This window comes from Streptomyces rimosus (genome assembly GCF_008704655.1).
GTDB classification, from domain to species: Bacteria; Actinomycetota; Actinomycetes; order Streptomycetales; family Streptomycetaceae; genus Streptomyces; species Streptomyces rimosus.
The window spans coordinates 131210-157404 of record NZ_CP023688.1; the positions used below are offsets into that span (position 1 = coordinate 131210).

Annotated in this window: 25 protein-coding genes and 3 pseudogenes; 17 read left to right on the plus strand and 11 right to left on the minus strand. The window is 69.7% G+C overall.

Features of this window, described 5'->3' with window-relative positions; all coding sequences use genetic code 11:
• Window positions 1–30 precede the first annotated feature (30 nt).
• The gene (locus CP984_RS00550; protein ID WP_003980328.1) at window positions 31–612 is read right to left on the minus strand and encodes a hypothetical protein; all 582 of its coding nucleotides are present in this window, start codon (window positions 610–612) and stop codon (window positions 31–33) included.
• Window positions 613–776: 164 nt separating this feature from the next.
• Here CP984_RS00550 and CP984_RS00555 point away from each other — a divergent pair, with 164 nt between their 5' ends.
• The 3 genes from CP984_RS00555 to CP984_RS00565 are packed head-to-tail and all read left to right on the plus strand — an operon-like array spanning window position 777 to window position 2701.
• Window positions 777–968 (plus strand): YxD-tail cyclophane-containing RiPP peptide, encoded by a 192-nt coding sequence (locus CP984_RS00555; RefSeq protein WP_003980327.1) that lies wholly within the window; start codon window positions 777–779, stop codon window positions 966–968.
• A complete protein-coding gene (locus tag CP984_RS00560) occupies window positions 965–2152 on the plus strand; it encodes an FxsB family cyclophane-forming radical SAM/SPASM peptide maturase (protein ID WP_031008242.1) in 1188 nt (395 codons plus the stop codon). Before CP984_RS00555 ends, CP984_RS00560 begins: the two co-directional genes overlap by 4 nt.
• A 33-nt stretch (window positions 2153–2185) precedes the next feature.
• Window positions 2186–2701: a hypothetical protein gene (locus CP984_RS00565; RefSeq protein WP_043978182.1), complete on the plus strand. Its 516-nt coding sequence runs from the start codon at window positions 2186–2188 to the stop codon at window positions 2699–2701.
• Window positions 2702–2741: 40 nt separating this feature from the next.
• Here the strand turns inward: CP984_RS00565 and argS are convergent, their stop codons facing one another.
• From argS to CP984_RS00580, 3 genes are all read right to left on the minus strand, one after another.
• Complete coding sequence (gene argS / locus CP984_RS00570) at window positions 2742–4412, minus strand: arginine--tRNA ligase (RefSeq protein WP_003980324.1); 1671 nt, start codon at window positions 4410–4412, stop codon at window positions 2742–2744.
• Window positions 4413–4494: 82 nt separating this feature from the next.
• Window positions 4495–4689, minus strand: coding sequence for a hypothetical protein (locus CP984_RS00575; protein ID WP_003980323.1), 195 nt, complete (start codon window positions 4687–4689; stop codon window positions 4495–4497).
• Between the two features lie 64 nt (window positions 4690–4753).
• Entirely contained in the window at window positions 4754–5830 is a 1077-nt protein-coding gene (locus CP984_RS00580) for an alpha/beta fold hydrolase (protein ID WP_030190327.1), read from the minus strand.
• A 511-nt stretch (window positions 5831–6341) separates the two neighbouring features.
• On the opposite strand from CP984_RS00580, the gene CP984_RS00585 reads away from it, so the two are divergent.
• The 3 genes from CP984_RS00585 (at window position 6342) to CP984_RS00595 (ending at window position 7889) form a co-directional block, all read left to right on the plus strand.
• Window positions 6342–6761, plus strand: coding sequence for a cupin domain-containing protein (locus tag CP984_RS00585; RefSeq protein WP_003980321.1), 420 nt, complete (start codon window positions 6342–6344; stop codon window positions 6759–6761).
• 91 nt (window positions 6762–6852) lie between these two features.
• A complete protein-coding gene (locus CP984_RS00590; RefSeq protein ID WP_003980320.1) occupies window positions 6853–7419 on the plus strand; it encodes a TetR/AcrR family transcriptional regulator in 567 nt (188 codons plus the stop codon).
• A 95-nt stretch (window positions 7420–7514) separates the two neighbouring features.
• Window positions 7515–7889, plus strand: a complete 375-nt coding sequence (locus tag CP984_RS00595; RefSeq protein WP_003980319.1) for a hypothetical protein — start codon at window positions 7515–7517, stop codon at window positions 7887–7889.
• On the opposite strand, the gene CP984_RS00600 is transcribed toward CP984_RS00595, so the two are convergent.
• From CP984_RS00600 to abc-f, 3 genes are all read right to left on the minus strand, one after another.
• Window positions 7886–8449: a CGNR zinc finger domain-containing protein gene (locus CP984_RS00600; RefSeq protein WP_030190333.1), complete on the minus strand. Its 564-nt coding sequence runs from the start codon at window positions 8447–8449 to the stop codon at window positions 7886–7888. The genes CP984_RS00595 and CP984_RS00600 overlap by 4 nt on opposite strands.
• A 42-nt stretch (window positions 8450–8491) precedes the next feature.
• A complete protein-coding gene (locus CP984_RS00605) occupies window positions 8492–10201 on the minus strand; it encodes an ABC-F family ATP-binding cassette domain-containing protein (RefSeq protein WP_003980317.1) in 1710 nt (569 codons plus the stop codon).
• Between the two features lie 80 nt (window positions 10202–10281).
• Window positions 10282–11916, minus strand: coding sequence for a ribosomal protection-like ABC-F family protein (gene abc-f / locus CP984_RS00610; protein WP_003980316.1), 1635 nt, complete (start codon window positions 11914–11916; stop codon window positions 10282–10284).
• Between the two features lie 436 nt (window positions 11917–12352).
• Between abc-f and CP984_RS00615 the strand changes: the two genes are divergently transcribed.
• Both CP984_RS00615 and CP984_RS00620 read left to right on the plus strand, forming a co-directional pair.
• Window positions 12353–13315, plus strand: a complete 963-nt coding sequence (locus tag CP984_RS00615) for a quinone oxidoreductase family protein (RefSeq protein WP_030190335.1) — start codon at window positions 12353–12355, stop codon at window positions 13313–13315.
• Between the two features lie 35 nt (window positions 13316–13350).
• A complete protein-coding gene (locus CP984_RS00620) occupies window positions 13351–13950 on the plus strand; it encodes a TetR/AcrR family transcriptional regulator (protein WP_003980314.1) in 600 nt (199 codons plus the stop codon).
• Window positions 13951–14179: 229 nt separating this feature from the next.
• Here the strand turns inward: CP984_RS00620 and CP984_RS42885 are convergent, their stop codons facing one another.
• Together CP984_RS42885 and CP984_RS42740 are read right to left on the minus strand one after the other, a co-directional pair.
• Entirely contained in the window at window positions 14180–14284 is a 105-nt protein-coding gene (locus CP984_RS42885; protein WP_233273125.1) for a WD40 repeat domain-containing protein, read from the minus strand.
• A gap of 68 nt (window positions 14285–14352) precedes the next feature.
• Window positions 14353–14775: pseudogene (locus CP984_RS42740) on the minus strand (WD40 repeat domain-containing protein); the annotation flags it as partial.
• A gap of 87 nt (window positions 14776–14862) precedes the next feature.
• On the opposite strand from CP984_RS42740, the gene CP984_RS41005 reads away from it, so the two are divergent.
• From CP984_RS41005 to CP984_RS00660, 9 genes and pseudogenes are all read left to right on the plus strand, one after another.
• Window positions 14863–15012, plus strand: coding sequence for a hypothetical protein (locus tag CP984_RS41005; RefSeq protein WP_156100251.1), 150 nt, complete (start codon window positions 14863–14865; stop codon window positions 15010–15012).
• A gap of 416 nt (window positions 15013–15428) precedes the next feature.
• Window positions 15429–15845 (plus strand): cysteine/serine endopeptidase inhibitor, encoded by a 417-nt coding sequence (locus CP984_RS00630; RefSeq protein WP_003980313.1) that lies wholly within the window; start codon window positions 15429–15431, stop codon window positions 15843–15845.
• A 145-nt stretch (window positions 15846–15990) separates the two neighbouring features.
• Complete coding sequence (locus CP984_RS00635) at window positions 15991–17001, plus strand: LacI family DNA-binding transcriptional regulator (protein ID WP_003980312.1); 1011 nt, start codon at window positions 15991–15993, stop codon at window positions 16999–17001.
• 323 nt (window positions 17002–17324) lie between these two features.
• Window positions 17325–18692 carry an ABC transporter substrate-binding protein gene (locus tag CP984_RS00640; RefSeq protein WP_003980311.1) on the plus strand — a complete coding sequence of 456 codons (1368 nt, stop codon included), beginning with the start codon at window positions 17325–17327 and terminating at the stop codon, window positions 18690–18692.
• On the plus strand, window positions 18692–19639 hold the full coding sequence (locus CP984_RS00645) for a carbohydrate ABC transporter permease (protein WP_030190341.1): 948 nt from the start codon (window positions 18692–18694) through the stop codon (window positions 19637–19639). Before CP984_RS00640 ends, CP984_RS00645 begins: the two co-directional genes overlap by 1 nt.
• Entirely contained in the window at window positions 19639–20520 is an 882-nt protein-coding gene (locus tag CP984_RS00650; protein ID WP_003980309.1) for a carbohydrate ABC transporter permease, read from the plus strand. The genes CP984_RS00645 and CP984_RS00650 overlap by 1 nt, the downstream gene beginning before the upstream one ends.
• An 81-nt stretch (window positions 20521–20601) precedes the next feature.
• Window positions 20602–22206, plus strand: a complete 1605-nt coding sequence (locus CP984_RS00655) for a glycoside hydrolase family 13 protein (RefSeq protein ID WP_003980308.1) — start codon at window positions 20602–20604, stop codon at window positions 22204–22206.
• 131 nt (window positions 22207–22337) lie between these two features.
• A pseudogene (locus CP984_RS42890) lies at window positions 22338–22676 on the plus strand (discoidin domain-containing protein); the annotation flags it as partial.
• Window positions 22677–23066: 390 nt separating this feature from the next.
• Window positions 23067–24743: pseudogene (locus CP984_RS00660) on the plus strand (glycosyl hydrolase); the annotation flags it as partial.
• Between the two features lie 116 nt (window positions 24744–24859).
• Here the strand turns inward: CP984_RS00660 and CP984_RS00665 are convergent.
• Together CP984_RS00665 and CP984_RS00670 are read right to left on the minus strand one after the other, a co-directional pair.
• Complete coding sequence (locus tag CP984_RS00665) at window positions 24860–25138, minus strand: hypothetical protein (RefSeq protein WP_129820800.1); 279 nt, start codon at window positions 25136–25138, stop codon at window positions 24860–24862.
• A complete protein-coding gene (locus CP984_RS00670) occupies window positions 25110–26165 on the minus strand; it encodes a hypothetical protein (RefSeq protein WP_030190346.1) in 1056 nt (351 codons plus the stop codon). The genes CP984_RS00665 and CP984_RS00670 overlap by 29 nt, the downstream gene beginning before the upstream one ends.
• Window positions 26166–26195: the final 30 nt, after the last annotated feature.

A 26195-nucleotide genomic window follows, 5' to 3' on the forward strand; every position in this document is an offset into this window, starting at 1 on the left:
GCCGAAGATACGGGGAGCCGGTCCCGGGAACTACCCCGTCAAGGCCGTGCGCCGGCGAGCCCCATAGCGTTTCCTGTTCCCGGCCACGCTCTCAGCGCTCACCGATGAATAGATGGCGCGCACGTCTCCCACGCAGTCGGCGCTGCGCGGGTATTTCTGCCATTCCTCACGGGCCCGGAACACCAGGACGGACACCTGTGAAGCGGGTTGCCAGTGCTGGGTGAACGCCGGCGCGTTGGCGTCCGGAACGTATTCCAGGGGGACGCCGCGCTTGCCCAGCAGCCGTTCCAGTTTGTCGAACCGCAGGTGGCGGTCGAAGCGGCCGTACCGCTCGCGAATGGCCTCGTTGACGACGCTGCCGCCGTGACGCGCCAGCTGATGCACGCCCAGCGTGAAGTGGTGCCCCTCCCACGGGCGGTCCGGCGAATCCCGTAGCCAGAAGAACTCGACCATTCCATAGTCACGGGACATGCTGTGGTCGTCGAAGGAGTTCTCGGCGAAGTCGGAACCCAGGATCTCGGTGACCCGGTCGGGGCTGTCCGTCGGCCTGGCTCCGAGCACCGTTCCTGAGATCACCACGTCCATGTAGAACGCGAGAGAATACGGGGTCAAGTGGTCGCTCCAGTCCACGAACGATTCGGCAAACCAGCCTCTCGGAGACGGTCCAGCGGGCAACGGTACACCGCTGATCCCCCCGCCTTGGCTCGAACTCATCCACGCGTCCACCCCGAAGCATGCCAATCTGACAGCACCCCACGCGCGAGGAAGGTGCCGGCATGACCCACACGTACCTGCCCGGACAGCCGAGTGAGGCGCAGCTTCCCGATTTCAGTGCTCTGCCGCTCGGGGAGCTGGCGTCTTGTACGGAGCATCCGGTGCTGAGCACGCTGCTTCCCGGCGTGTGCGAGCGTCTGGAGGATTCGGGCGGCGCGGTCGCGTTCTACGATGACGCGCCTCCTGTTGCATGAGTGAGGCGGTGCGGCCCGTTCCCTTTCGGCAGTTCGTGCTCAAGGTGCACAGCAGGTGCAACCTCGCTTGTACCTACTGTTACGTCTACGAGGGCCCCGACCAGAGCTGGCGCGAGCGTCCCGTCCGCGTGGCCGAGCGCACCATGCGCCGTACCGCGGAGCGGATCGCCGAGCATGTCGCCGCCCACGGGCTCCGTTCGATACGTATCGACCTGCACGGCGGGGAGCCCCTGCTCGCCGGCCCCGCCGCACTCATCGCCTACGCGCAGACCGTCCGCGACGCCCTGCCGCACCACTGCTCCGCAGCCGTCTCGGTGCAGACCAACGGCACGCTGCTCACCGCGGACATCCTGAAGCGGCTCAGCGCGGCCGGCATCACCGTCGGCCTGAGTCTCGACGGCGGCAGCGCCCACCTCAACCGCCGGCGCATCGACCGCGCCGGACGCTCCTCGTGGCCTTCGGTACGGCGCGCGGCCGGGCTGCTGGCCGATGCCCCCGCCTCGTACGGGGGCATCCTGTGCACCATCGACGTGGACACCGGCCCCGGGGAGATCTACCGGTCCTTGGTCGCGCTCGGCCCGCCCAGCCTGGATTTCCTGCTGCCGTACGGAAATTGGACCGAACCGCCGCCCGGGATCGGCCCGTTCGCCGGGCCCGCGTGCCGGGCGGCGCGCCCCGTCCCGTACGGTCACTGGCTGGCTCACGTCTTCGACCTGTGGTGGGACACACCGTCCGGCCATCCGCCCGTACAGGTGCGCCTGTTCGGAGAGATCGTGGCGCTGCTACTCGGCGCGGCGAGCAGGACCGAGACGGTGGGGCTGTCCCCGCTGGCCGTTGTGGTGATCGACACCGATGGTTCCATTCAACGCATCGATTCCCTCAAGACCGCGTACGCGGGCGCGCCCGACCTGGAAATGGACATTTTCCGGAACGACTTCGAGGACGCCCTGCACCACCCGCATACCGTGGCCGCCCAAATGCGGGGACTGGCCACGCTGTGCGACAGCTGTCGGAGCTGTCCCGTGGTCGGTGTCTGTGGCGGCGGGAGATACACCGACCGTTATGTGCACGGGGCGGGCTTCGATCATCCTTCGGTGTACTGCGCGGATCTGGAATACCTGATTCGCCATATCGGCGATCGGCTTCAGCACGCCGTGCGCGAGGAGCGTGCCCATTCGGAATAGTGCCCGGTGCCTGGCTCCCGGTACGCTGCGCCAATGCCCTATTGGATCACTCTTGTCCGCCGGCTTCCGGGCCGTACGCTCTCGGAAACGCTCGACCAGCGGGCCGCGGCTTGGGATGGTGAAGTGGATTTCGAGCGGAACCCCATGAACCTCACGCCGGATCGGCGCGCCGCTTGGGATGAGATCGTGCGCCGGGTGAGCGCGGAGATCGGGCCCGTATCCGTCGAGGAATATCCGTGCAACCTGACCCTGGATCGCAACGGGCCCGTCGGCCGCATTCAGCTCGACTATGACGGGGACTCGGCCGATATCGAGTTCGCGTACCGTCATTTCGGCGAGGCGGCGCGGCAGATCGTCGTGGAGGCGTACCGTCTCGCGGGCATCGTGGAAGACATTACCGGGCTCGTAGGCTTCGACTGCCAGACGGAACGCCCTACGGCAGAGGGTGACATCGATGCGGCCGCCGCCTTGCTCGGCGGCGTTTCCCACTGGGCCCAGACCGAGATTCCCCGCATGCTGGCGGAAAACCGGCCGGGGACGGCCCCGTAACTGTTCGGATCGGCCGGCCGCAGTGGGCGGCCGAACCCCCTCACATCCGTTCCGGCGCCGAAACCCCGAGCAGCCGCAGCCCGTTCCGCAGCACCACCCTGCTGGCCTCCGTCAGCCACAGCCGGGCCCGGGTGCGGTCGTCCGCGTCCTCACCCGTCCGCGGCAGGACGCGGCATGCGTCGTAGAAGCGGTGATACGTGGCGGCCAGCGCCTCCAGGTAGTGCGCCACCCTGTGCGGTTCACGCAGCGTCGCGGCGCCCGCCACGACCTGCGGAAACTCGGCCAGCATGCCCAGCAGGGCCGCCTCCCGCGGGTGGGTGAGCAGGGAAGGATCGAAGTCCTGCGGCACGCCCTTGTCGATTCCGGCTTCCCGTGCCTTGCGCTGCACGGCGCACAGCCGAGTGTGCGCGTACTGGACGTAGTGCACCGGGTTGTCGTTCGACTGCCGGGTGAGCAGGTCGATGTCGAGATCGATCACCGCGTCCGCACTGGCCCGCGCGAGCGCGTACCGCGCGGCGTCCACACCGACCGCTTCGACCAGGTCGTCCAGGGTGACGACCGTGCCCGCCCGCTTGCTCATCCGGACCGGCTCCCCGTCCCTGACGAGGTTGACCAATTGCCCGATGAGGATCTCCAGGTGGGTGTCCGGGTCGTCACCGAAGCAGGCCGCCATGGCACGCATCCGGCCCACATAGCCCGCGTGGTCGGCGCCGAGCATGATGACGACCCGCTCGAAGCCCCGGGACCGCTTGTTGAGGTAATACGCGCAGTCCGCGGTGAAATACGTCCAGGAACCGTCGCTCTTCGCCAGTACCCGGTCCTTGTCGTCACCGAATTCGGTCGTGCGCAGCCAGAGCGCGCCCGCCTCCTCGAAGACATGGCCGCCCTCCCGCAGCCGTGCGACCACGGCGTCCAGGTCACCCCGGTCGTGCAGGTCCTTCTCGTTGAAGAACACGTCGAAACGGGTGCCGAACGCGGCGAGCGACGCCTTGATCTCGTCGAACATCAGCGCCGTACCCTCCGCCCGGAAGACGGCGAGGGCAGCCTCGGAGTCGGGCAGTTCCAGCACACCGGGCCGCCGCCGCACCACCGCGGCGGCGATCTCCTCGATGTACGCGCCGCCGTAGCCGTCCCGCGGCACCAGCGAGCCCTGCGCCGCGGCGAGCAGCGAGCGCGCGAACCGGTCGATCTGCACGCCCGCGTCGTTGAAGTAGTACTCCCGCGCCACGTCCGCGCCCGCGGCCTCCAGCAGCCGGGCGAGCACGTCGCCCACGACCGCCCACCGCGCCCCGCCGATGTGCACCGGCCCCGTGGGGTTCGCCGAGACGAACTCCAGGTTGAGCCGTACGCCGCCGAGCCGGTCGGTACGGCCGTAAGCGTCACCGGCCGGCACGATGTCGCGCGCCAGGGCGCCCAGCACCCCGCTCTCCAGCGTGATGTTCAGGAACCCGGGGCCCGCGACCTCGGCTTTCGCGATGCCGTCGGCCGCGCTCACCAGCGGGGCGAGCACCTCGGCGACGGCGCGGGCGGACAGACCGGCGGCGGGGGCGAGCCGCAGGGCGACATTGGTCGAGTAGTCGCCGTGGTGGCGGTGCCGGGGGCGCTCCACGCGGATCTCCTCGGGCACAGGCACCTCTGCGGAGAGGTGTCCGGACCGGATGGCCGTGTGCACGCCGTCGGAGATGACGGCCGCGAGATCCGCTGGAGTCATGGCGGAGACGCTAGCGGGGCGGATGGCCCCGGAGACACCGGATATTCGGGTGCCCCCTACAGATGCACCTGACAAATGTCCCTTACAGTCCGAGGTCCAGCGCCAGGCAGGAGAAGTGGTTCCACGATCCTTCGGGGTTGTACGTGTTCTGTGGGCGGTTCTCCGATACGGCCTTCTCCGTGACCATGTCCTCGTACGGGATGCGCTCGGGCAGCTTGCCGAACTTCGCGTGCCGGGCTGCTGCCGCGCCGTCCGGCGTGGTGGTGGTGTGCTGCATTGTCGACCTCCGGTCTTTGAGCCAGGGCAATCAGGGACGGTCGGGAACAGTCAGGGTCGGTCGATCAGAAGTGGTCCACGTCCACGACCGCCTGGGCGAAGGCGGTGGGGGCTTCCTGCGGCAGGTTGTGGCCGATGCCGGTCAGGGTGCGGTGTTCGTACGCGCCGGTGAAGCGGTCGCGGTACGAGGCGCCGTTGCCGGGCGCGGTGAACGGGTCGCGCTCGGGGTCCAGGGTGATGGTCGGCACGGTGATGACCGGCCGGCCGGCGAGCCGCTTCTCGTAACGGTCGTAACGGCGTTCGCCCTCGGCCAGGCCCAGGCGCCAGCGGTAGTTGTGGATCACGATGTCGGCGTAGTCGGGGTTATCGAAGGCCGTGGCGGTACGCGCGAACGTGGCGTCGTCGAAGTCCCATGTCGGCGAGACGGTCTCCCAGACCAGGCGGCACAGTTCGCGGCGCTTGTCCCGGTCTTCCATCGCGCGTCGGCCGCGCTCGGTCGAGAAGTAGTACTGGTACCACCAGGTGTGCTCGGCCCGCGCGGGCAGCGGCTCCTGCTGCGCCTCGACGTTGGTGATCAGGTACCCGCTCACCGACACCAGCGCTTTGACGCGCTCGGGCCACAGGGCCGCGATGATGTCGGCCGTCCGGGAGCCCCAGTCGAAGCCGGCCAGTACGGCCCGGTGGATGCCGAGGGCATCCATCAGGGCGACGATATCCAGGGCGACCGCGGACTGCTGGGCGTTGCGGAACGTGGCGGCGGAACGGAAGCGGGTCGAACCGTGACCGCGCAGGTACGGAACGATCACACGGTAGCCATGCGACGCCAGCAAGGGCGCGACGTCGACGAAGCTGTGAATGTCGTAGGGCCAGCCATGCAGACAGATGACCACCGGCCCGTGCGCGGGGCCCACCTCCGCGTAACCGACGTTCAAAAGCCCCGCGGTGACGTGCCGCATCCGGCCGAAGGTCGTGTGCGTACCGGGGGCGATGTCGGGGAGGGCGGATGCGCTCGTACCGCCTGAAGTACTCGCGCCCGAGCGGGGAGCCGCGACAACGGGTGCGGTCTGCGGGCCGGTCAGCGATACGGCTGCCGCGCCGGCACCCAGCGCCATGGCCTTGCCGAAGGTGCGCCTGTTGATCATCGGGGCCTCCGTGTGCTGTTCCGTCCGCGTCCGCATGCCGTGCCGCATACCAAGTGCGGCATGACTCTTGCAGGCATCACGTCACCGGTCAAGACGGTGACGAACGCGAAAGCGTTCCCATGCGCGAGGCCCGCTCGGGTTCAGGTCCGCTTCTGGACAGCCGTTCACGGCTTCCGCCAACTCCGCTTCACTACGGGCACGTTCGCCCCAGAAGACCAATTCCAGCCATCCACGCCCACCCACCCCGCATACCGGGAGAAACGCCTGCCCCACCCTCCACAGACCGACCACCCACACCGCACCTGACGTGCACTCACGCACCCACAACTCCCCCGACCTCCGAACCCGAGCACCACGACGCAAGCCGGCCACACGCCACCCCGCCAGGGCACAAACACCAGGTCGCCGCGCCCTCCCACCTGACCGAAGTTCCGCCTGTACGGGACGTCCGCGAGCTGCGTACCGTAGCGATCAGGCAGAACGAACGTTCTTTCTGCCGGAAGGGCACCTCATGATCGACCGTCACCTCCCGCTGCACTCCGGCAGCACCACAGCAGCCACCCCCGATCCCCCGCCGGCCAACCCCGCTCCCACCCCCTCCGACGACCCGACCAGCGGCGTCACCCGGACCGAACTCCAGCGGCACCCGTCGCCGGCCAAGGGCTGGCTGACCGTGCAGACCGTCGTGGAGATCCCCCAGCGCAAGGAGTCCGGCCGCCACAGCCACCCGGGAGTCGAAGTCGGGTACATCGTGCGCGGCGACGTGCTGATGGAGTTCGACGACGGCCCCGCCCAACGGCTGCGCACCGGCGACCCGTTCTTCATCCCGTCGGGCATGATCCACAACGCCCGCAACGTCGGCACGGTGACGACGATGATGCTCTCCACCTACGTCATCGACGAGACCAAGCCGCTGGTGACGACGTACTGACGATGTGCTGAAGACATAGCGGCGACGCCCCGACGGCCCCCTGAGGTGACGGGCCGACCGGCGTCGATGGACCGTCCGTACGCTGGTGGTCATGACTTCGAGCGCCAGTGGGACGATCCATCCGCGTGAGCGGCTGCTGAACATCGCGGGAAAGCTGTTCTACGCGAACGGAATCCACACCGTGGGAGTCGAACAACTCGTACGGGAGGCAGGCGTTACCCGGGCCACCTTCTACCGCCATTTCGCCGGCAAGGAGGGCCTGGTGATCGCCTACCTGCAGGAGCGGGACGCCCGGGTGAAGCGGGCGGTGGAGGCCATCCTCCGTGCCCACCGCGGGCGCGACGCCCTGCTGGAGATCGTCACCATGATCGCCGACAGCGTTCTGCAGCCGGACTTCCGCGGCTGCGGATTCCTCAACGCCGCCGCCGAGTATCCCGATCCGCGGCATCACGTACGCCTCTGCGTGGCCGAGCACCGCGACTGGTTCCGCGGCGTTCTGCGCGATGTCGCGCACGATGCCGGGCACCCCGACCCGGACCGGGCGGCGCGGGCGCTCATGGTGCTGCGCGACGGAGCGATGGCGGCCGGATACCTCGACGACCCGCACGATGTCGCCCGCACCTTGCGCGAGGCGGCCGAAACCATCCTGGACGCTTGACCGGCTCTGGACCCGGACTCGGCCCCGGACCCCAGCCCGACACCATCGGCGCACCGTCCGCGCCGCCCCCCATCCCCACCACCCAAGGCGGAAACATGACCACAAAGTTCACCAGATTCGCGGCCGTTGCCGGCGGAGTCCTCGCGAGCGGACTCCTGATGCTCGGCGCCGCAGGCTCGCCCGCCGGTGCGGCCGAGCTTCCGGGAGTCACCTTCTACACCGGAGCGAACACCACCGGCAGCGCCGTCAAGGCCGACCTCAACAAGGTCGGCGTGTGCCAGGAACTGTCCACTCCCGTCCGGTCCTTCCGCGCCATCGCCGACCGGAGCGTGGAGGTCTACTTCAACGCCGGCTGCCGTCCGGGCGCCCCCGGTACGAACGGCGACCTGGTCTACGTGGTGGGCTCGCTGAGCTTCGGCGACCTCCCCTACCCCGGTGTCAGCTACCGCGTCCGCGCGAACGCGAGCTAGCCGGCAGCAGTCGCGGGCGCGCTCTTCTTCCGCGCCCGGTACGCAGCGGCCTTGATCTTGTTGCCGCACGATTCCATGCCGCACCAGTGCCGCCGCATGCCCCGCGAGCGGTCGATGTAGACGCGGGTGCACTCGGGGTTGCCGCACTCCTTGAGCAGCGGTACGTCCGGGCCGCTCAGCAGTTCCACCGCCTGCCGGGCCACGGTGGACAGCGCTTCCTGCGAGGTGGCGTCGGTCCGGCGCCCGGCCCTGGTGAGCTGCGGGGCCGCGGCGGGCTTGCGGGCCGCCGCGTTGAGCACCTCCATGGCCCGGTCGCCGAAGGGTTCGCCGAGGCGGCGCGCGGTGATCAGTTCGTAGACCGCTTCCCGTACGGCCTTCGCGCGCTCGACGTCGGACGGCCGGCTGGGCGCCACGGAGTCCACGATTGTCGACTCCACGTACCACGCGTCCAGCCGGTCCGGCGCCGCGAACATCTCGAAGCGCAGGGAGCGCCGGGCCCGGAGCGTCGCGGCGAAGTCGAGGGCCGGATGTCCGCAGACGAAGACATGATCGAGATTCACGGTCACCATTCTGGCGGGTGACCGTGGGCGCGGCAAAGCCCGTCAGCGACACAGTGGGCGCCCCCTGAGTTGGGCTTCGCCGCTCTCGTCCGCGTGCGCCCGGCCGGAGTGCAGGTGCAGCCGCCTGCCGTTCCACCGCCCGCGCAGCCAGCGGTCGTGGCTGGCCACGACGATCGTGCCCGGACCCGCGCCGAGGGCGTCCTCCAGCTCGTCGCACAAGCGCGGGGACAGGTGGTTCGTCGGCTCGTCGAGCAGCAGGAGGTGCGGCGGGCGCGCCACCAGGAGGGCGAGCGCGAGCCTGCGGCGCTGGCCGACCGACAGCTGTCCCACCGGTTTGCCGAGGTCCGCGGCGTGCAGCAGCCCCAGTGAGCCGAGAGGCACCGCTTCCGCCCGCTCGGCGCCCAGTACGTACGTATAGGTGTCGCGCGCCGTACGGTCCGGGCGCTCGAACGTGGTGTCCTGCGACAGCAGCCCTACGGACAGGCCTGGACGCCTGTGCACCTCGCCCTCGGCGTGGAGTCGCCCGGCCAGCAGCGACAGCAGCGTCGATTTTCCGGCACCGTTGCCGCCCGTGACCAGGAGCCGGTCTCCGGACGGGATGTCCAGCCGGTCGAGGTGCAACCGGCCGGGTACGCATGCGCCCCGCAGCGCTACGAGAGGGGCGTCAACGAGCTCCGCCGTCTCCGCCGTCCTCTCCGTCTCCTCCGCCTCGACGGCAACCGCCCCGACATGCAGCCGCAACGGCCGCGGCGGCTCGCCCACCTGCGTCCGCTCCAGTTCTTCGAGCCGGCGGGTGGCGTTGCGTACCCGCCGGGAGATCTGCTGCTGGACCCGGCCCGCCCGGTGGCCGTAGCCCATCTTCTCGTTGTCCCGCCGCCCGCGGTCCGGGGCGACGCGGTGCGCGGTCACCCCGGCCGAGCGGCGCAGCGCCTCCAGTTCCTCCTGCTCCTCGGCGTATCTGCGCTCCCAGCGCTCCCGTTCCGCGCGCTTCGCGGCCTGGTAGGCGCTGTAGTTGCCGCCGAACCGCACGGGACCGTCCACGGCCGGGTCGAGATCGATCAGTTCCGTACAGACGGCGTCGAGAAACGCCCGGTCGTGGCTCGCCACCACGACGACGCCGGGCAGCTGGCGGAGCCGGTCTTCCACGAAGGCGGCCGCTTCGTCGTCGAGGTGGTTGGTCGGCTCGTCCAGGAGGAGGGCCGCGGGGCGGCGTACGAGAAGCGCGGCCAGGGCGAGGCGGCCGCGCTGCCCGCCGGACAGGGAGCCGAGCGTCCGGTCGTGCGCGATGCCGCCGAGGCCGAGCCCGTCGAGGACGATCGCGGCCCGGCGGTCGGCGTCCCAGGCTTCGCGTTCCTGGGCCTGTTCGAGCCGCTGCCCATACGTCTCCAGCAGTTCGGCGTGGGCGGGGCGGTCCTCGGGGGTGTCGGCGAGCAGTCGGCTGAGCCGGTCGAGTTCGGCCAGGTCGGCGCGGGCTTCCCGGAGGGCGTCGTCCAGGACCCGGGCGATCGTCGCGTCAGCGGCGAACGGCATCTCCTGGTGCAGGAAGCCCAGGTCGTACGGGCGGGTGACCTGGCCGGCGTCGGGTTCGTCGACGCCCGCGAGCAGGCGCAGCAGTGTCGATTTGCCGACACCGTTCTCGCCGATCAGCCCGACGCGGTGGCCGGGTGCGGCGGTGAGGGACACGCCGTCCAGGACCCGTCGGGTCCCCAGTGTGCGGACGAGGTCGTAGGCGAGCAGAGCTGGTCGGGGCATGGTGGTCCACCTGGTGTGAGGGAGGTACGCGGCCCGCCGGGTGAGGCACCTCGGACGCGGGCCAGGCCGTGGCCGGCGCCTCACACCTCGGGGGCCGCCGTCTCCCGCAGCTCGCCGTCGGCCAGCCGCAGCCACCGGTCGATGCCGATGCGGCCGAGGAAGCGTTCGTCGTGGCTGACCACGACGAACGCCCCCTGGTAGGAGGCCAGCGCGCTTTCCAGCTGCCCGGCGCTGACCAGGTCGAGGTTGTTCGTCGGCTCGTCCAGCAGCAGCAGTTGCGGGGCCGGTTCGGCGCACAGCACACACGCCAGGGTGGCGCGCAGCCGCTCGCCGCCGGACAGTACGTGCACCGGCAGGTGGGCCCGGGGCCCCCGGAAGAGGAAGCGGGCGAGCAGGTTCATCCGCTCCGCCTCCGTACGGTGCGGGGCGAACGCGGTGAAGTTCTCGGCCACGGTCTTGGACGGGTCGAGCAGGTCGAGGCGCTGCGAGAGGTAGGCGATCCGGCTGTCGGCCCGCTTGATCTGGCCCGCGTCGGGTTCCAGCTCGCCGTTGAGCAGGCGCAGCAGCGTGGTCTTGCCCGCGCCGTTGGGGCCGGTCAGCGCGATCCGTTCGGGGCCGCGGATCGTCAGGTCGACGCCGTCCCCGGCGAACAGGGGCCGCTCGCCGTGGCGGACGAGCAGGCCCTCGCCGAGGAAGAGGTTGCGCCCCGCGGGCACCTGGGTGGCGGGCAGGTCCAGCGTGATGCGCTGCTCTTCGCGTACGGCGCGCCCCGCCTCGTCCAGGCGGGCCTTGGCCTCGCTGACCCGCGAGGCGTGCATCTGGCCGGCCCGGCCGGCCGACTCCTGGGCGCCGCGCTTCATGTTCCCGGCGAAGATGCGGGGCAGGCCCGCGTTCTTGAGGTTGCGGGAGGCGTTGCTCGCGCGGCGCTCGGCGCGCTCGCGGGCCTGCTGCAACTCCCGCTTCTCGCGCTTGAGTTCCTGCTCCGCGTTGCGGACGTTCTTCTCGGCCACCTCCTGCTCGGCCTGTACGGCTTCCTCGTACGCGGTGAAGTTGCCGCCGTACACGCGCAGCGCGCCGCGGTCGAGTTCGGCGATGCGGTCCATGCGGTCCAGGAGCGCGCGGTCGTGGCTGACCAGGAGCAGGCAGCCGTTCCAGTCGCCGAGGACGTCGTAGAGCTTGTGCCGCGCGTCGAGGTCGAGGTTGTTGGTCGGCTCGTCGAGCAGCAGGACGTCGGAGCGCTTGAGGAGCTGCGCCGCCAGGCCGAGCGAGACGATCTGGCCGCCGCTGAGCGTGCTCAGGCCGCGGTCGAGGGCCAGTCCCGTCAGGCCGAGCCGGTCGAGCTGGGCCCGGGTGCGCTCCTCGATGTCCCAGTCGTCGCCGATGGTGGTGAAGTGCTCCTCGCTCACATCGCCGGACTCCACGGCGTCCAGGGCACGGATCACGTCGGCGACGCCCAGCACCTCGGCCACGGTGAGGCCGGCGGCGAGCGGGAGGCTCTGCGGGAGGTAGCCGAGGACGCCGGAGACGGACACGGAGCCCGCGGTGGGGCGCAGTTCACCGGCGATCAGCTTGAGCAGGGTGCTCTTGCCGGAACCGTTGGGCGCCACCAGGCCCGTGCGGCCGGTGCCCACGGTGAAGGAAAGGTCCTGGAAGACGGGGGTGTCGTCGGGCCAGGAGAAGGACAGGTTCGAGCAGACGACGGAAGCGTCGGACATGAAAAGACCTCGGAAAAGCACAACGGGCGGCCCGGCGGACACCGGTGCGGCCCGGGAACGGGTGGAGGGCACGACGAGGCGGCCACCACGGCGGTGCTCCTGTGCACCGGCCGGTGGCCATCAGGTCCGGGTATCACCCGGAGATGTCGTCGTCACCCACCACGGCTGCGTCTCCTCGATCCGAGATCACGTTCGTTCGACAGGGTAACACCATGGCTCGGGTCGCCTGTGGCATCCGGCCTCCGTACGGCTCCGGACCGCAGCGGGGGCGACGTGTTCCGGCCGCGCCGGGCGCCCGGAGAAGCCGGGTGCGACGGCCCCCGGAGAGGCCGGACACCCGCCGAAAAAGTGGACTTGCGGGTCCATTTTTGCCTCCATACGCTCCTCGCAGCCGAGGCTCACAGCACCCGGCCAACCCCCTGGAAAGGAACGTGTCATGCACGCAATATTCATCGACCAGCACGGCGGCCCCGAAGTCATGCGGTGGACCGCATTACCCGATCCGGCACCCGCAAAGGGCGAAGTTCTGGTGCGGCTCGCCGTCGCCGGCGTGAACTTCATGGACGTGGGAGCACGGACGGCCGGCGGCCCCGGCTGGGCCGCGCCCACGGTTCTCGGGGCCGAGGGAATGGGATATGTGACCGCCCTCGGTGACGATGTGCAGGACTTCGCCGTAGGGGACCGCGTGGCCTGGTTCTACCACATCGGCAGTTATGCCGAATTGCTCGCCATTCCCGCGTCCTCGCTGGTCAAAGTTCCGGACGACGTGTCCGACGAGACCGCGGCCGCGGTGATGGTGCAGGGCCTGACGGCCAATCACTTGACCACCGAGACGTATGCCGTCAGGCCGGGTGATATCGCTGTCGTGCATGCCGCGGCCGGCGGTGTCGGTCTGCTGCTGACGCAGATGATCAAAGCCCGTGGCGGGCGTGTGATCGGGCTGGTCTCACGGGAGGAGAAAGCCGCTTTGGCCCGGGAGGCCGGAGCGGATCACGTTCTCGTTTCCAGTGGGGGCGGATTCGAGGAAAAGGTCAGGGAATTGACGGGTGGCGAGGGCGCCCACGTGGTGTACGACGGGGGCGGCGCCGCGACCTTCCGTTCCTCGCAGCTGGCCCTGCGCCCCCACGGCGTGCACGCCTACTACGGGCCGTTCATGGGCGTCCCGTCCCTCACCCCGACCGACCTGCCCAACAGCATCCTTCTGACGTACCCCGTGGTCCACCACCACGTGCCCACGCGCGATGCCCTGGTCCAGCGCAGCGGAGAGGTCTTCGGCATGATCCGCAAGGGGCAGGTGACGCCGCGCATCGGCGGTCGCTACGCCCTGTCGGACGCCGCACAGGCCCACACCGACCTCGAATCCCGCCGGACCACCGGAAAACTCCTGCTCGTGCCCTGACCGGGCCGCCGATTCGAGAATTGGGTGAGCATCGCATGACGTTGACGCGCAAGGGAACCGCCACCAGGCAGCGCATCATCGAGGGCGCGGCAGCGGAGATCCGCGGGCAGGGCATTTTCTCCTTCACGCTGGACGCGGTCATGCAGCGCACCGCGACGAGCAAGAGCCAGCTTTTCCACTACTTCCCCGACGGAAAGGACGAGCTGCTCCTCGCCGTGGCGCGGCACGAGGCCGCCGGGGTGATCAGTGACCAGCAGCCGGAACTGGGAGCGCTGGATTCCTGGTCCGCCTGGCAGAGCTGGCGCGACAAAGTGGTCGACCGTTATCGGAATCAGGGGCCCAACTGCCCGCTCAACGCGGTTATGGGGCAACTCAGACCGACGACGGAAGGCGCCCAGGCCGTGGCGGCGGAACTGCTCGCCCAGTGGCAGGCGGAATTGGCCGCGGGCATCCGCAGTATGCAGAGCCAGGGCGAGATCGACGCGGGCTTGGACGCCGAACGCAGCGCCCAAGCCCTCGTAGCCGGTATTCAGGGAGGAGTCCTGATCCGCATCACGACCGGCAGCCTTGAGCACCTGAAGGCTGCCCTGGACCAGGGAATCGAGTTCCTGCGGAATTCGGTGGCGAAGGCGTAGCGTCACCGCGCCTTCAACGGGCCCACGGGTGTCACGGCGGACACGCCGCACGGTGGGCACACCCGACAGATAGTGAGACGTTCCTGCCCGGTCAGGTCCCGGCCGACGGTACGGTAGATCGGGGCCGTGGCCTCGGCGGGCGTCGGCCGGACCAGCTGCCACAGATGTGCCTTGTTGTCGGTCTGTCCCACGGCCAGCGTGCTTCCGTCGGGACTGATGGCCATCGAGGTCACCCGCCACCTGCTGCCGGCCGGGCCGAGGCGATGTCCCACAGCCACACCGTACGGTCGTCGCCGCCGGTCGCGAGGGTGCGGCCGTCCGGGGTGAAGGCCAGGGCCGTACGGCGCCGATGTGACCGGCCAGAACGGTCCGGGACCTACGGGTGGAGGTGTCCCACAGCCGGACCGTGCCGTCGGAGGCCAGGCTCCGTCCGTCCGGGCTGAAGGCCACCGCGTGCACCGCGCTCCGGTGCCCCGTCAGGGGCGGGCGCGGCCGTTCGGTGAGGGTGTCCCAGAGCCGTACCGCTTCGTCAAAGCCGCCGGAGGCCAGGGGGCGGCCGTCCGGGCTGAAGGCCACCGACATCACGCTTCCGGAAGATCCGCTGTCGGTGGCCCTGAGCCGGCCGCTTGCCGCTTCCCACAGCCGCGCGGCGCCGTCGTCGCCGCCGGTCGCCGACGTACGGCCGTCCGGGTGGGGATCGCGAGCCTGTCCCTGGGAGCCGGTGCCGCCGTACCGGCGAACGCCGCCAACTCCCGCGGCACCACAGCCCGTCCCTCGGCGGCAGACCACCGCGAAGCCCCACGACGCCGACCTGAAGGCCCGCATTCCCTGGCACTCTTCGGTACCCCGCTGTGCGCGGCGCGGGAAGCTGAACGCCTCTGGTTTCACGGACAAGCTGAAGGTCACGAGCAAGTGTCGCGGCAAGATCGGGTACAAATCGGGTACAAGGCGTACCTCAAGCGCGGCCGGGACTTCGTCTGCCACATGGTCAAGAAGAACAGGTCGCAGAACTTCACGTGGAACTGGCCCACCGCCATCGACAAGATCAAGAGGTGCTACTGATCCGGTGACCCGGTCGTGAACCCCCGTACCGCCTCACCGGTCGCACGGAACGGCCCGGCCCCGACCGGGTCCGGACTTCCGTGCGGTCGGCGGGAGTTCGCGCACCGACTCCTTCAGGGCCTGGGCCGTGGTTCGGATAGCAGGCCCCGAGCGATGGTACGGATGGCGTGCCGTATCTTCGCCGCGCACGCCGCGGAATTCGGCCATCCGGTCCGCCATTCCGGGCCAGACTGGCCGAATACGCCCGCGATTTCCGGACTGTTGCGCCCAAAGGGGGTTGTGAGGCGAACGTGGTCCATGGCACTCATGTTCCTGAGAGCGCTCTCAGAATCGTCGTACCCCAAGTCCGCGCCCGGCGTTGCCGGGCGCGCGCCGACACCGGTACACCCCCGGACGCACTCGGACGGAGAGAAACCATGCGTACTTCCCGCCCCTGGAGAACGCTGGTCTGCGGCGTGATCGCCGCCACCGGCATCGCCCTCGGTACGGGTACGGCCCAGGCCGTGCCCATCGGTCAGACCATGAACGGCAAGATGACCTACTACAACGACCGGGGCTACGGCGCCTGTGGCACGCCCATCGACGCCACCTCGCAGGACCTGGTCGCCGTCTCCGCGGCCTGGTGGACCTCGCCCAACCCGAACAACGACCCGCTCTGCTCGGGCGTGAAGGTACAGGTCACGTACAACGGCAGGACCATCACCGTGCCGGTCAGGGACAAGTGTCCCTCCTGTGCCTCGACCCACATAGACCTCAGCCAGGCGGCCTTCCGCAAGCTGGTGCCCGCGGGCACCGACATGGTTCCGCAGGTCACCTGGAAGTTCGTCCGCTGACCCGGCTTCCGGTCCTCCGGCTCCGCTGAACGGCACGCTCCGGGCAGCCGCCGATGACGCGGCGACTGCCCGGGCGTCCGGCCGCGATGCCCCCGCCCGGCCCCGTACGCAAGCAACTTGCAACGCTTGCGCTAGTGTTGCGCAGATGACGCGACGACTTGCGCAGGTGGCGAAGAAGGTGGGCGTCTCCGAGGCGACCGTCAGCCGGGTACTGAACGGCAAACCCGGAGTCTCGGAAAGCACCCGGCAGGCGGTGCTCACGGCCCTGGACGTACTCGGTTACGAGCGGCCCACCCAACTGCGCGGGGAGCGCGGCAAACTCATCGGCCTGGTGCTGCCCGAACTGTCGAACCCGATCTTCCCCGCCTTCGCCGAGGTCGTCGGCGGCGCACTCGCCCAGCGCGGACTGACGCCCGTGCTCTGCACCCAGACGCCGGGCGGCATCCAGGAGACCGACTACGTGGATCTCCTGCTCCAGCAGCAGGTCTCCGGCGTGGTGTTCGCGGGCGGGCTGTACGCCCAGGCGGACGCGCCGCACGACCACTACCGGCTGCTGCACGACCGCAACCTGCCGGTGGTCCTGGTCAACGCGCCGATTCCGGGGCTCGACTTCCCCTGCGTCTCCACCGACGACGCGGTCGCGGTGGAGCAGGCATGGCGCCACCTCGCCTCGCTCGGACACGAACGGATCGGCCTGGCCCTCGGCCCGTCCGACCACGTGCCCTCGCGGCGCAAGCTGGCCGCCGGTCAGGCCGTGGCGCGGTCCGCGGGCGCCGAGCTGCCCGAGGAACGCCTGGTGCGCGGGATGTACTCGATGGAGGGCGGTCACGCGGCGGCCTCCCGGCTGCTGGACGCCGGAGTGACCGGCGTCATCTGCGCCAGCGACATCATCGCGCTGGGCGCGGTGCGCGCCGCACGCCGGCGCGGGCTGCGGGTTCCGCAGGACGTGTCGGTGGTGGGGTACGACGACTCGCCGCTGATGACCGTCACGGAACCGCCGCTGTCGACCGTACGGCAGCCGATCGACGCGCTGGGCCGCGCCGCGGTACAGCTGCTGACGGCGCAGATCGACGGCAGGGAGGTGGTCCGCGACGAGATCCTCTTCGAGCCGGAACTGGTCGTACGGGGGTCGACGGGGCCGGTTCGGGCGGGGTGAAGCGGCGCGCTGTCGTGGATGCGGGGCCTGGGGCGCGGGGCTGACGGGTGCGGTCGTCGCCACCGCACGGTCGCGTGGGCTCGGGCCGTACGGACGCGCGGGCTCACCACTCTGTACGGACGCGCAGGCTCGCCCCGTACACCGCGCCAACAAGCACGCCCAGCCGGGCAGTTCACCATGCCCTCCGGGAAGCCACCGACACCCCGCTCCACCTCTGTCAATTTTTTGCAGACATCGCGCGAGATATTGCGCTCCCCTGACCCCGGTGCTTGAGTGTGCGCCGTCACTCCGTACGCCTCGCTCACGCCCGGAGGGGTCCACCGATGTCATCCACGAGAAGCCGTTCCGTCGCGCTCGCCTCCGCCGCCGTCGTGTCCCTGGCCGCGCTCTCCGCCTGCGGCACCAGCAGCGACGGCGCCGGGAGCGCGCCGGGCGGCAAGGTGACGCTCTCCGTCAACGGGCAGCCGCCCACTACCCAGGCGTTCGAGCGGCGGCTCTTCGACCGGCACGTGGAGCAGTTCGAGAAGGCCCACCCGGACATCGACATCGTCCCCCACGAGGGCTTCATGGACCCGAAGACGTTCAACGCCAAGCTGGCCGGCGGCCAGTTGGAGGACGTCTTTTACGTCTACTTCACCGACACGCGCGGCCTGATCGGGCGGAACCAGGCGGCCGACATCACCGATCACCTCAAGGGCATGCCGCACCGCGGCGATGTGCAGGACGCGCTGATGAAGGTGTTCCAGGACGCGAAGGGCCGCCAGTACGGTCTGCCGACCGCCAACTATTCGATGGGCCTGCTCTACAACCGCACACTGTTCAAGAAGGCCGGGCTGGATCCCGACAAGCCGCCGCGGACCTGGGCGGAGGTCCGCGCCGCGGCGAAGAGGATCGCGGTGCTCGGTGACAGCACCGTCGGCTACGCCGACTACTCCAAGAACAACCAGGGCGGCTGGCACTTCACCGCCGAGCTGTACTCGCGCGGCGGCCGGATCGCCACCGAGCGGGACGGGAAGTGGAAGGCCGCGTTCAACTCGGCGGCGGGCAAGGCCACCCTGCGGGATCTGCACGCCATGCGCTGGCAGGACGGCTCGATGGGCAGCAAGCAGCTGCTCCAGGCCGAGGATGTGCAGCGGATGATGGGCAGCGGAAAGCTCGGGATGTACGTCTCGGCCGCCGACAACATCACCGTCATCGCCAAGCAGTTCGGCGGCGCCTACCGTGACTACGGTCTCGCGCCGGTCCCCGACGCCAGGTCGACCCTGATCGGCGGCGAAGGTTACATGTTCAACCCCAAGGCGTCTCCCGAGAAGATCAGGGCCGGCATCAAGTGGCTCCAGTGGAAGTACCTCAACCCGGACCTCGTCGAGCAGAACATCCGGGACAACATCGACTCCAAACTCCCCGTCGGGCTGCCCATGCCGCCCACGCCCGACATCTGGAAGGGCGCCGTCCGTGAACGCGTCGAGCAGGCCAAGCGGAAGTACGCCAACGTCCCCGTCGCCAATTACCAGCCCTTCATGGACGCGGCACCCCGCGTCCCCGGCGTGGTCGAGCCCCCGGAGGCACAGCAGGTCTACGCGGTGCTCGACACCGTGATGCAGGCGGTGCTCACCAGGAAGGACGCCGATATCGACACGCTTCTCACCGCCGCCGAGAAGAAGGTCGACCAGATCTACAGCGCGCTGTGATGGCCACCGCTCCCCTGCTGGAGAAGCCGGTGTCGCCCCCGGTCACCGCCGAGCGTGAGCGGCGCGCCGCCCGCCTCCGCCGTTCCGTCCGCGAGCATCTGACCGCGTACGGCTTCCTGTGCGCCGCCGTGGTGCTCTTCGCGCTGTTCTCGTGGTGGCCGATCATCCGCAATGTGCTGCTGAGCTTCCAGCACGTCAACTTCGCCACCGGCAGCACCTGGGCGGGAACCGCCAACTTCGAGAAGCTCTTCGACGACCCGCTGCTGGCCACGGCCTGGCGCAACACCGCGCTGTTCACCGCATACGCGCTGGTCCTGGGCTTCTTCGTACCGTTCTTGACCGCGGTGCTGCTCAACGAGTTCCGGCACGCCCGCGCGTACTTCCGTGTCCTGGTCTACCTTCCCGTGATGCTGCCGCCGGTCGTCGTGGCGCTGCTGTGGAAGTGGTTCTACGACCCGGGCCCCGGGCTGTTCAACGAGGTGCTGCGCACCCTCCACCTGCCGGCTTCCGACTGGCTGGATTCCTCCTCGACCTCACTGTTATCCCTGGTGATCGTCTCCACCTGGGCCAACATGGGCACCGCCACACTGATCTACCTGGCCGCGCTCCAGACCATCCCCGGCGAGCTGTACGAGGCGGCGGAGCTGGACGGCGCGAACCTGTGGCAGCGGCTGCGCCACGTCACGATCCCGCAGACCCGGTTCGTCCTGCTGGTCCTCCTGCTCCTCCAGATCGTCGCGACGATGCAGGTGTTCACCGAGCCGTACGTGATGACCGGCGGCGGGCCCGAGGACTCCACGGTCACGGTGATGTTCCTCATCTACCGCTACGCCTTCGTCTACAACGACTTCGGCACCGCGAGCGCGCTCAGCCTGCTGCTGCTCCTCGTCCTCGCCGCCTTCTCCGCCCTCTACCTGCGTGTCACGCGCGGCGCCAAGGAGGACTGATGGCCGCCTCGGCCCGTACGCTGATCCGCCCGGCCGTACTGCGCACCCGCAAGGGAAAGCTGGTCTACTGGTCGGTGCTGGCCGTGGCGCTGGCGCTGTTCACCGCCGCCTTTCTCGTACCGCTGTACTGGGCCGCGACGGGCGCGATGAAATCCTCGGCCGAACTGGCGCAGAGCCCGCCCACGTACGTCCCCGCGCACTGGCACCCGGAGAACTACGCCCGCGCCTGGCGCGAGATGGATCTGACCCGCTACTTCCTCAACACGGTGCTGCTGGCAGGCGGCGCCTGGCTGATCCAGCTCGCGGTGCAGGTACCGGCCGCGTACGCGCTGTCCAAGCTGCGGCCCCGGTTCGGGAACGTGGTGCTGGGACTGATGCTGGTCACCCTGATGATGCCCGCCACCGCGCTGCTGGTGCCCGCCTACCTCACGGTCGTCGACGTGCCGCTGGTCAACCGCAATCTCATCAACAGCCCGAGCGCGGTCTGGCTGCCCGCCGCCGCCAACGCCTTCAACATCTACCTTCTGAAGAACTTCTTCGACCGCGTCCCCGACGAGCTGCTGGACGCCGCCCGGATCGACGGCGCCGGCCCGCTCGGCACGATGTGGCGGATCGTGCTGCCGCTGTCCCGGCCGATCCTCGCCGTGGTGTCGATCCTGTCGGTCGTCGCCGCGTGGAAGGACTTCCTCTGGCCGCTGCTGGTCCTGCCGGACCCGGCGAAGCAGCCGCTGAGCGTGTTCCTCCAGCGCGTCGCCCAGGACACCCCGCTCAACAGCCTGGTCGCGGGCCTGGTCATGGCATCGCTGCCGCTGATTGCGCTGTTCCTGGTCTTCCAGCGACAGATCATCGCCGGTCTCGGCGCGGGGTGCCTCAAGGGCTGACGCGGGTCTCGGCGCGGGCGGCGCCTGCCCCGCCTGCCCCCCTCACATACGTACCTACGCCACGCACGAAAGGACCTGTCCTTGTCCCGCACGGACTGGTGGCGCAGCGCCGCCATCTACCAGGTGTACGTCCGCTCCTTCGCCGACGCGAACGGTGACGGGACCGGCGATCTGGCCGGGGTACGCGCCCGGCTGCCGTACCTGGCGGAGCTCGGCGTGGACGCCCTGTGGTTCACCCCCTGGTATCTCTCGCCGCTCGCCGACGGCGGTTACGACGTCGCCGACTACCGCACCGTGGACCCGGCCTTCGGCACCCTCGCCGAGGCCGAGGCGCTACTGGCCGAGGCGCGCGAGCTGGGCCTGCGTACCATCGTGGACATCGTCCCGAACCACGTCTCGGACCAGCATCCATGGTTCAAGGCCGCGCTCGCCGCCGGCCCCGGATCGCCGGAACAGGAGCTGTTCCACTTCCGGCCGCCCTCCCCCGCGCCGCCGAACGACTGGGTGGGCGAGTTCGGCGGCGTGCCCTGGTCCCGTACCGAGAGCGGGCAGTGGTATTTGCACCTGTTCAGTCCCGAGCAACCGGATCTCAACTGGAACCACCCACAGGTGCGCCAGGAACACGAGGACGTGCTGCGCTTCTGGTTCGAGCGCGGCGCGGCAGGCGTACGGATCGACTCCGCCGCGCTGCTCGCGAAGGCCGACGGGCTGCCCGACATGCCCCGCGACGGCGGCCCGCACCCCTTCCACGACCGGCCGGAACTGCACGGCATCTACCGGTCCTGGCGGCGCCTGGCCGAGGAGTACGGGGCCGTGCTGATCGGCGAGATCTGGCTGCCGGACGCCGAGCGTTTCGCCCGCTACCTGCGCCCCGACGAGCTGCACACCGCCTTCAACTTCGACTTCCTGGCCCGCCCCTGGGACACGGCCGAGCTGCGCGCGTCCATCGACCTCACGCTGGCCGCGCACGCCCCCGTGGGCGCTCCCGCCACCTGGGTGCTGGCCAACCACGACGTGACCCGTACGGTCACCCGCTACGGCCGGGCCGAGGACACCGGCTTCGCCTTCGAACGCAAACGTTTCGGCGTACCCACCGACCTCGCCCTGGGCACCCGCCGAGCGCGCGCCGCCGCGCTGCTCACCCTGGCCCTGCCCGGCTCGGTCTACCTCTACCAGGGCGAGGAGCTGGGCCTGCCGGAGGCGGAGATCCCGCGCGAGCTGATCCAGGACCCGATGCACGCCCGTTCCGGCGGGGTGGACCCGGGCCGGGACGGCTGCCGGGTGCCGCTGCCCTGGCGCGCCGAAGGCGAGGACGGCCCGGGCTGGCTGCCGCGCCCGGCGGACTGGTCGAGTTACGCGGCCGAACGGCAGGCCGCCGACCCGGACTCGATGCTCGCGCTGTATCGGACCGCGCTGCGGCTGCGGCGCTCCTTCCGGGACGCGGGACCGCTGCACTGGCTGCGTACGGAGGCGCCGGAGGCGCTGGCGTTCGCGCGGACGGTGGCGCGTGGTGGTGCCGTACTGGGCAGTGGCTCCGTACTTGAGGGCAGCACCTTGCTGTGCGTCGTCAACTTCGGGCCGCGGGACATGGTCCTCCCCGCCCACCGAGAACTCCTCCTAGCGAGCGGCCCCCTGACTTCAGGAGGCGCGCTGCCGCAGGACACGGCGGTCTGGCTGCGGGCCTGACCCGCGTACGACCGCCCCCTCTCCCCACAGAAGGGAACGTCATGGGCACAACAGAACACACCACACAGCGCACCGCGCCACGCAGAAGAGCTTGGCGGCCCGTACTGGCCGCCGTGCTCAGCACCGGACTGATGCTGAGCGGCTGGCAGGCCGCTTCTGCCGGAACGCCGACGAACGGCGGAAGCGCGGCTCCCCTCCCGGCCACCTTCAGCGGCGACGGGGCCGCCCGCGCGCACGACGGCGATCCGGCCTCGTACGCGAAGGGCAGCGCCTCCCACTGGATAAGGGCCGACCTCGGCGCGACCCGCCGCCTGGACCGGGTTGAGCTCTCCCTGCCCGGCGAGGCCCAGCGGGTCAAGCTCCAGGGCTCCGCCAATGGCCGCGACTTCGTGGACCTGTCCGACACGCAGGCCCGCAAGGGCAAGGTCACATTGCGCCTGGACGGTGCCCCCGTGCGCTACGTCCAGGTCGTCGGCGCACATCGGGTCGGGGAACTCGCGCTGTACGGCGCGGCATCGGGCGACTCCACGCCCCCACCGGCGCCCCGCGGCGTCCACCTGAACGGTGCGACGCTGAGCTGGGAGCGTGCCGCCGGAGCCTCCGGGTACGACATCTACGCCGACGGCCGGCTGCGCGCCGGGCTGCCCGCGACGGCGACGCATTGGCAGGACACCACGGCGCCCGGCGGTGCCGCGCGGAAGACCGTCTACAGCGTGCGGGCCCGGGACGCGGCGGGCAACCAGTCCCCGGACAGCCGTACGGTCACCCGTACCGTCGCCGCGGGCAAGGGCTCCTCGCGCGCCGCGTTCACTCCCCCAGCCGGAAAGCCCCGGCCCACGCCGCTGCGCGCCAAGGCCGCTCGCGGCGCCACCATGCCGTACACCACGGTCGAGGCGGAATCGGGCGCCGTCGGCGGGGGCGCCCAGGTGGTCGGCCCCAACCGTAAGATCGGCGACTTGGCGGGCGAGGCGTCGGGGCGCAAGGCCGTGACGCTCAAGCAGACGGGCCAGTACGTCGAATTCACCACTCCGGTGGCGACCAACACCCTGGTCACCCGCTTCTCCATTCCCGACGCCCCGGGCGGCGGGGGCACGAACGCGACCCTGAACGTGTACGTGGACGGCGCGAAGGCAAAGCCGCTGAACCTGACGTCCAAGTACGCCTGGCTCTACGGCCCCGAGGCGTCCCCGGTGAATGATCCGGGCGCGGGCCCGGCCCGGCACATCTACGACGAGGCGCACCTCGACCTCGGCCACACCGTACCGGCGGGCAGCAGGATCCGGCTCCAGAAGGACGCCGACAACGCCTCCTCCTACGCCATCGACTTCGTCGACTTCGAGAAGGTCTCCGCGGCGCCGAACCCGAACCCACAGGCATTCGTGCAGCCGACCGGATTCGGTCACCAGGACGTGCAGAACGCCCTGGACAAGGCCCGCATGGACACCACTGGAAAAATCCAGGGCGTTTACCTGCCGCCGGGCGACTACGAAACCTCCAGCAAATTCCAGGTCTACCTCAAGCCGGTCAAGGTGATCGGCGCCGGGCCGTGGTTCACCCGCTTCCACGCCCCGGCCGGCCAGCAGAACACCGACGTGGGCTTCCGTGCCGCCGATGGCGCCGACGGCTCGACGTTCTCCGGCTTCGCCTACTTCGGCAACTACACCTCCCGTATCGACGGGCCCGGCAAGGTATTCGACTTCCAGAACATCTCCGGCATCACCATCGACACCATCTGGGCCGAGCACATGGTCTGCCTCTACTGGGGCGCCAACACCGACCGGATGACGCTCAGGAACAACCGTATCCGCGACACCTTCGCCGACGGCCTGAACATGACCAACGGCTCCACCGACAACCTGGTGACCAACAACGAGGCCCGGTCCACCGGCGACGACTCCTTCGCCCTGTTCTCCGCGCTCGACGCGGGCGGCGGCGACCAGCGCAACAACGTCTACGAAAACCTCACCTCCAAACTCACCTGGCGGGCCGCGGGCCTGGCCGTCTACGGCGGCCAGCTCAACACCTTCCGCAATATCCACATCGCGGACACCCTGGTCTACTCCGGAGTGACCGTCTCCTCCCTGGACTTCGGCTTCCCGATGAACGGCTTCGGCCCCGGCCGGACCACGTTCGAAAACCTCCGCATCGAGCGGGCGGGCGGCCACTTCTGGAACGGCCAGACCTTCCCGGGAATCTGGCTCTTCTCGGCCTCCAAGCCCTTCCGGGCGATCCGGGTGAACGGCGCCCAGATCACCGACCCGACCTACCACGGCATCATGTTCCAGACGAACTACACAGGCCAGCAGCCACAGAACCGCATCGAAGACACCGAATTCTCGGACGTGACCATCACCGGCGCGAAGAAGAGCGGCGACGAGTACAACGCCAAGTCCGGCATCGCAATCTGGGCCAACGAAATGCCGGAACCGGGCCAGGGCCCGGCAGCAGGGAAGGCGACCTTCCGCAGGCTGACCCTGCGGGACAACGCGGAGAACATTCGTAATACGACGTCTACGTTCCAGATCGGCGTGGAGTAGGGGGAGGTTGTGGCCGGGTCGCTGTGGGGGGGGCGGCCCGGCCACGTTGAGTATCGCCGACAGCTCGCCATCGCTGGCAACCTGCCGCCTATATGCCTCCTCGAAAACCCTGACACCTACCGGCTTGAACGCGCTAATCGTTGCCCGTCGACGTCGGCAGTGTTCGGTGTGTCGAAGCGGCGTCGGCCGAAGCGGATGAATGCGTGCCAGGCGTGTTCTGTGTCCAGGTCGGTGAGTGGCTGCCGCTCTGCCCGCAAGTCGGCTTCGAGCAGGCGCACGGCCTCGTCCGTTGGCGGGCTGCTGGGCATTGTGTTGCTTCCCTGTTTCTTTTGTTTCTTGCTCATAGGGGTGGAGGACGGAATGCCGTCAGAAGCAGTGAGCGTACCCACGGTCATTCACCCGATCGTAGATCTCACGCAGCCACGGCTGTCGGACCTCCGGTATGCGTGCCAGCGTGTAGAGGAAGACGTTCCTGTCGGGCCGGAACAATTCCCATGGGCGCATCGGCGGCGGATCATCCCGTATGACGCCGTCGGGCAGTCCTCCTGTCGCCGGGAGCAGCAGCCGTTCGTCAGGGGCGACCAGGTGCCGCCACATGTCAAAAGGCAGAGGGAAGCTCTGCTTGATGCCCGGCGCTCGCCAGAACTCGCCTGTCCGTGGATTTTTCGGCACCAGGAAGATGTGGTCATCCGAGTTCCGGACGGGAAGGCCCGGCCCTGCCGGAACCACTGCCTTCGCCGGTGTGCCTGACGGGAGCAACGCATCGAGCAGGCGGCCGAGCAGGTCCGTCATGAGGCCGTCGGGCAGGGCGACGGGCCTGCCGCCCGACGCCGCCAGCAGATGCGCCAGTCCAGCTCCGACCGCCGCGGCCCACTGCGCGCTCCAGGCCCCGGAGGGATCGATCGGCGGCGTTGCCGGGCGCCCCTGCGCATCCCAGTCGGCCGTCGTTCCAGTGGACGCGTCGGCGGGCAGGCCGCGTACGGCGTCCGGGGCGAACCACACCGCCTGCCACAATGAGCAGTCGTCGATACGGGTCGCCACTGCCAGACCGCATCGGGCGCAGGCCAGATTGGGGCCGTCGCTCCCATCCAGCCCACAGCAGTAGCCGCCGCACCTTTCCGGAATGAGGTCGGTGCCGCGAACGTCACCCGGCGCGATGGCAATCGCTCCCGGGGTGCCGAAGGAGAGCGTATGGACCGGCGCGAACACGCCGCGGTCTGCCGCCTTTTCCTCTCCGACCTCACTCCACGGACGCCAGGGCGGCCCGGAAGGCTCCGGGTCCACGGCGTAGGTTCCCGATTCCATGAGAACCGGGAGCAGTACTCCATTGCCCCATTGCTGATGGGCATGGGCGGGAAGCGCAGCCTGCGAAAGGGGAGCACTGAGCACAGCACCGCACCCCGCACACACGAATTCCGTCATACGTCCTCTCTGCTGCAGATCTGCGCACTA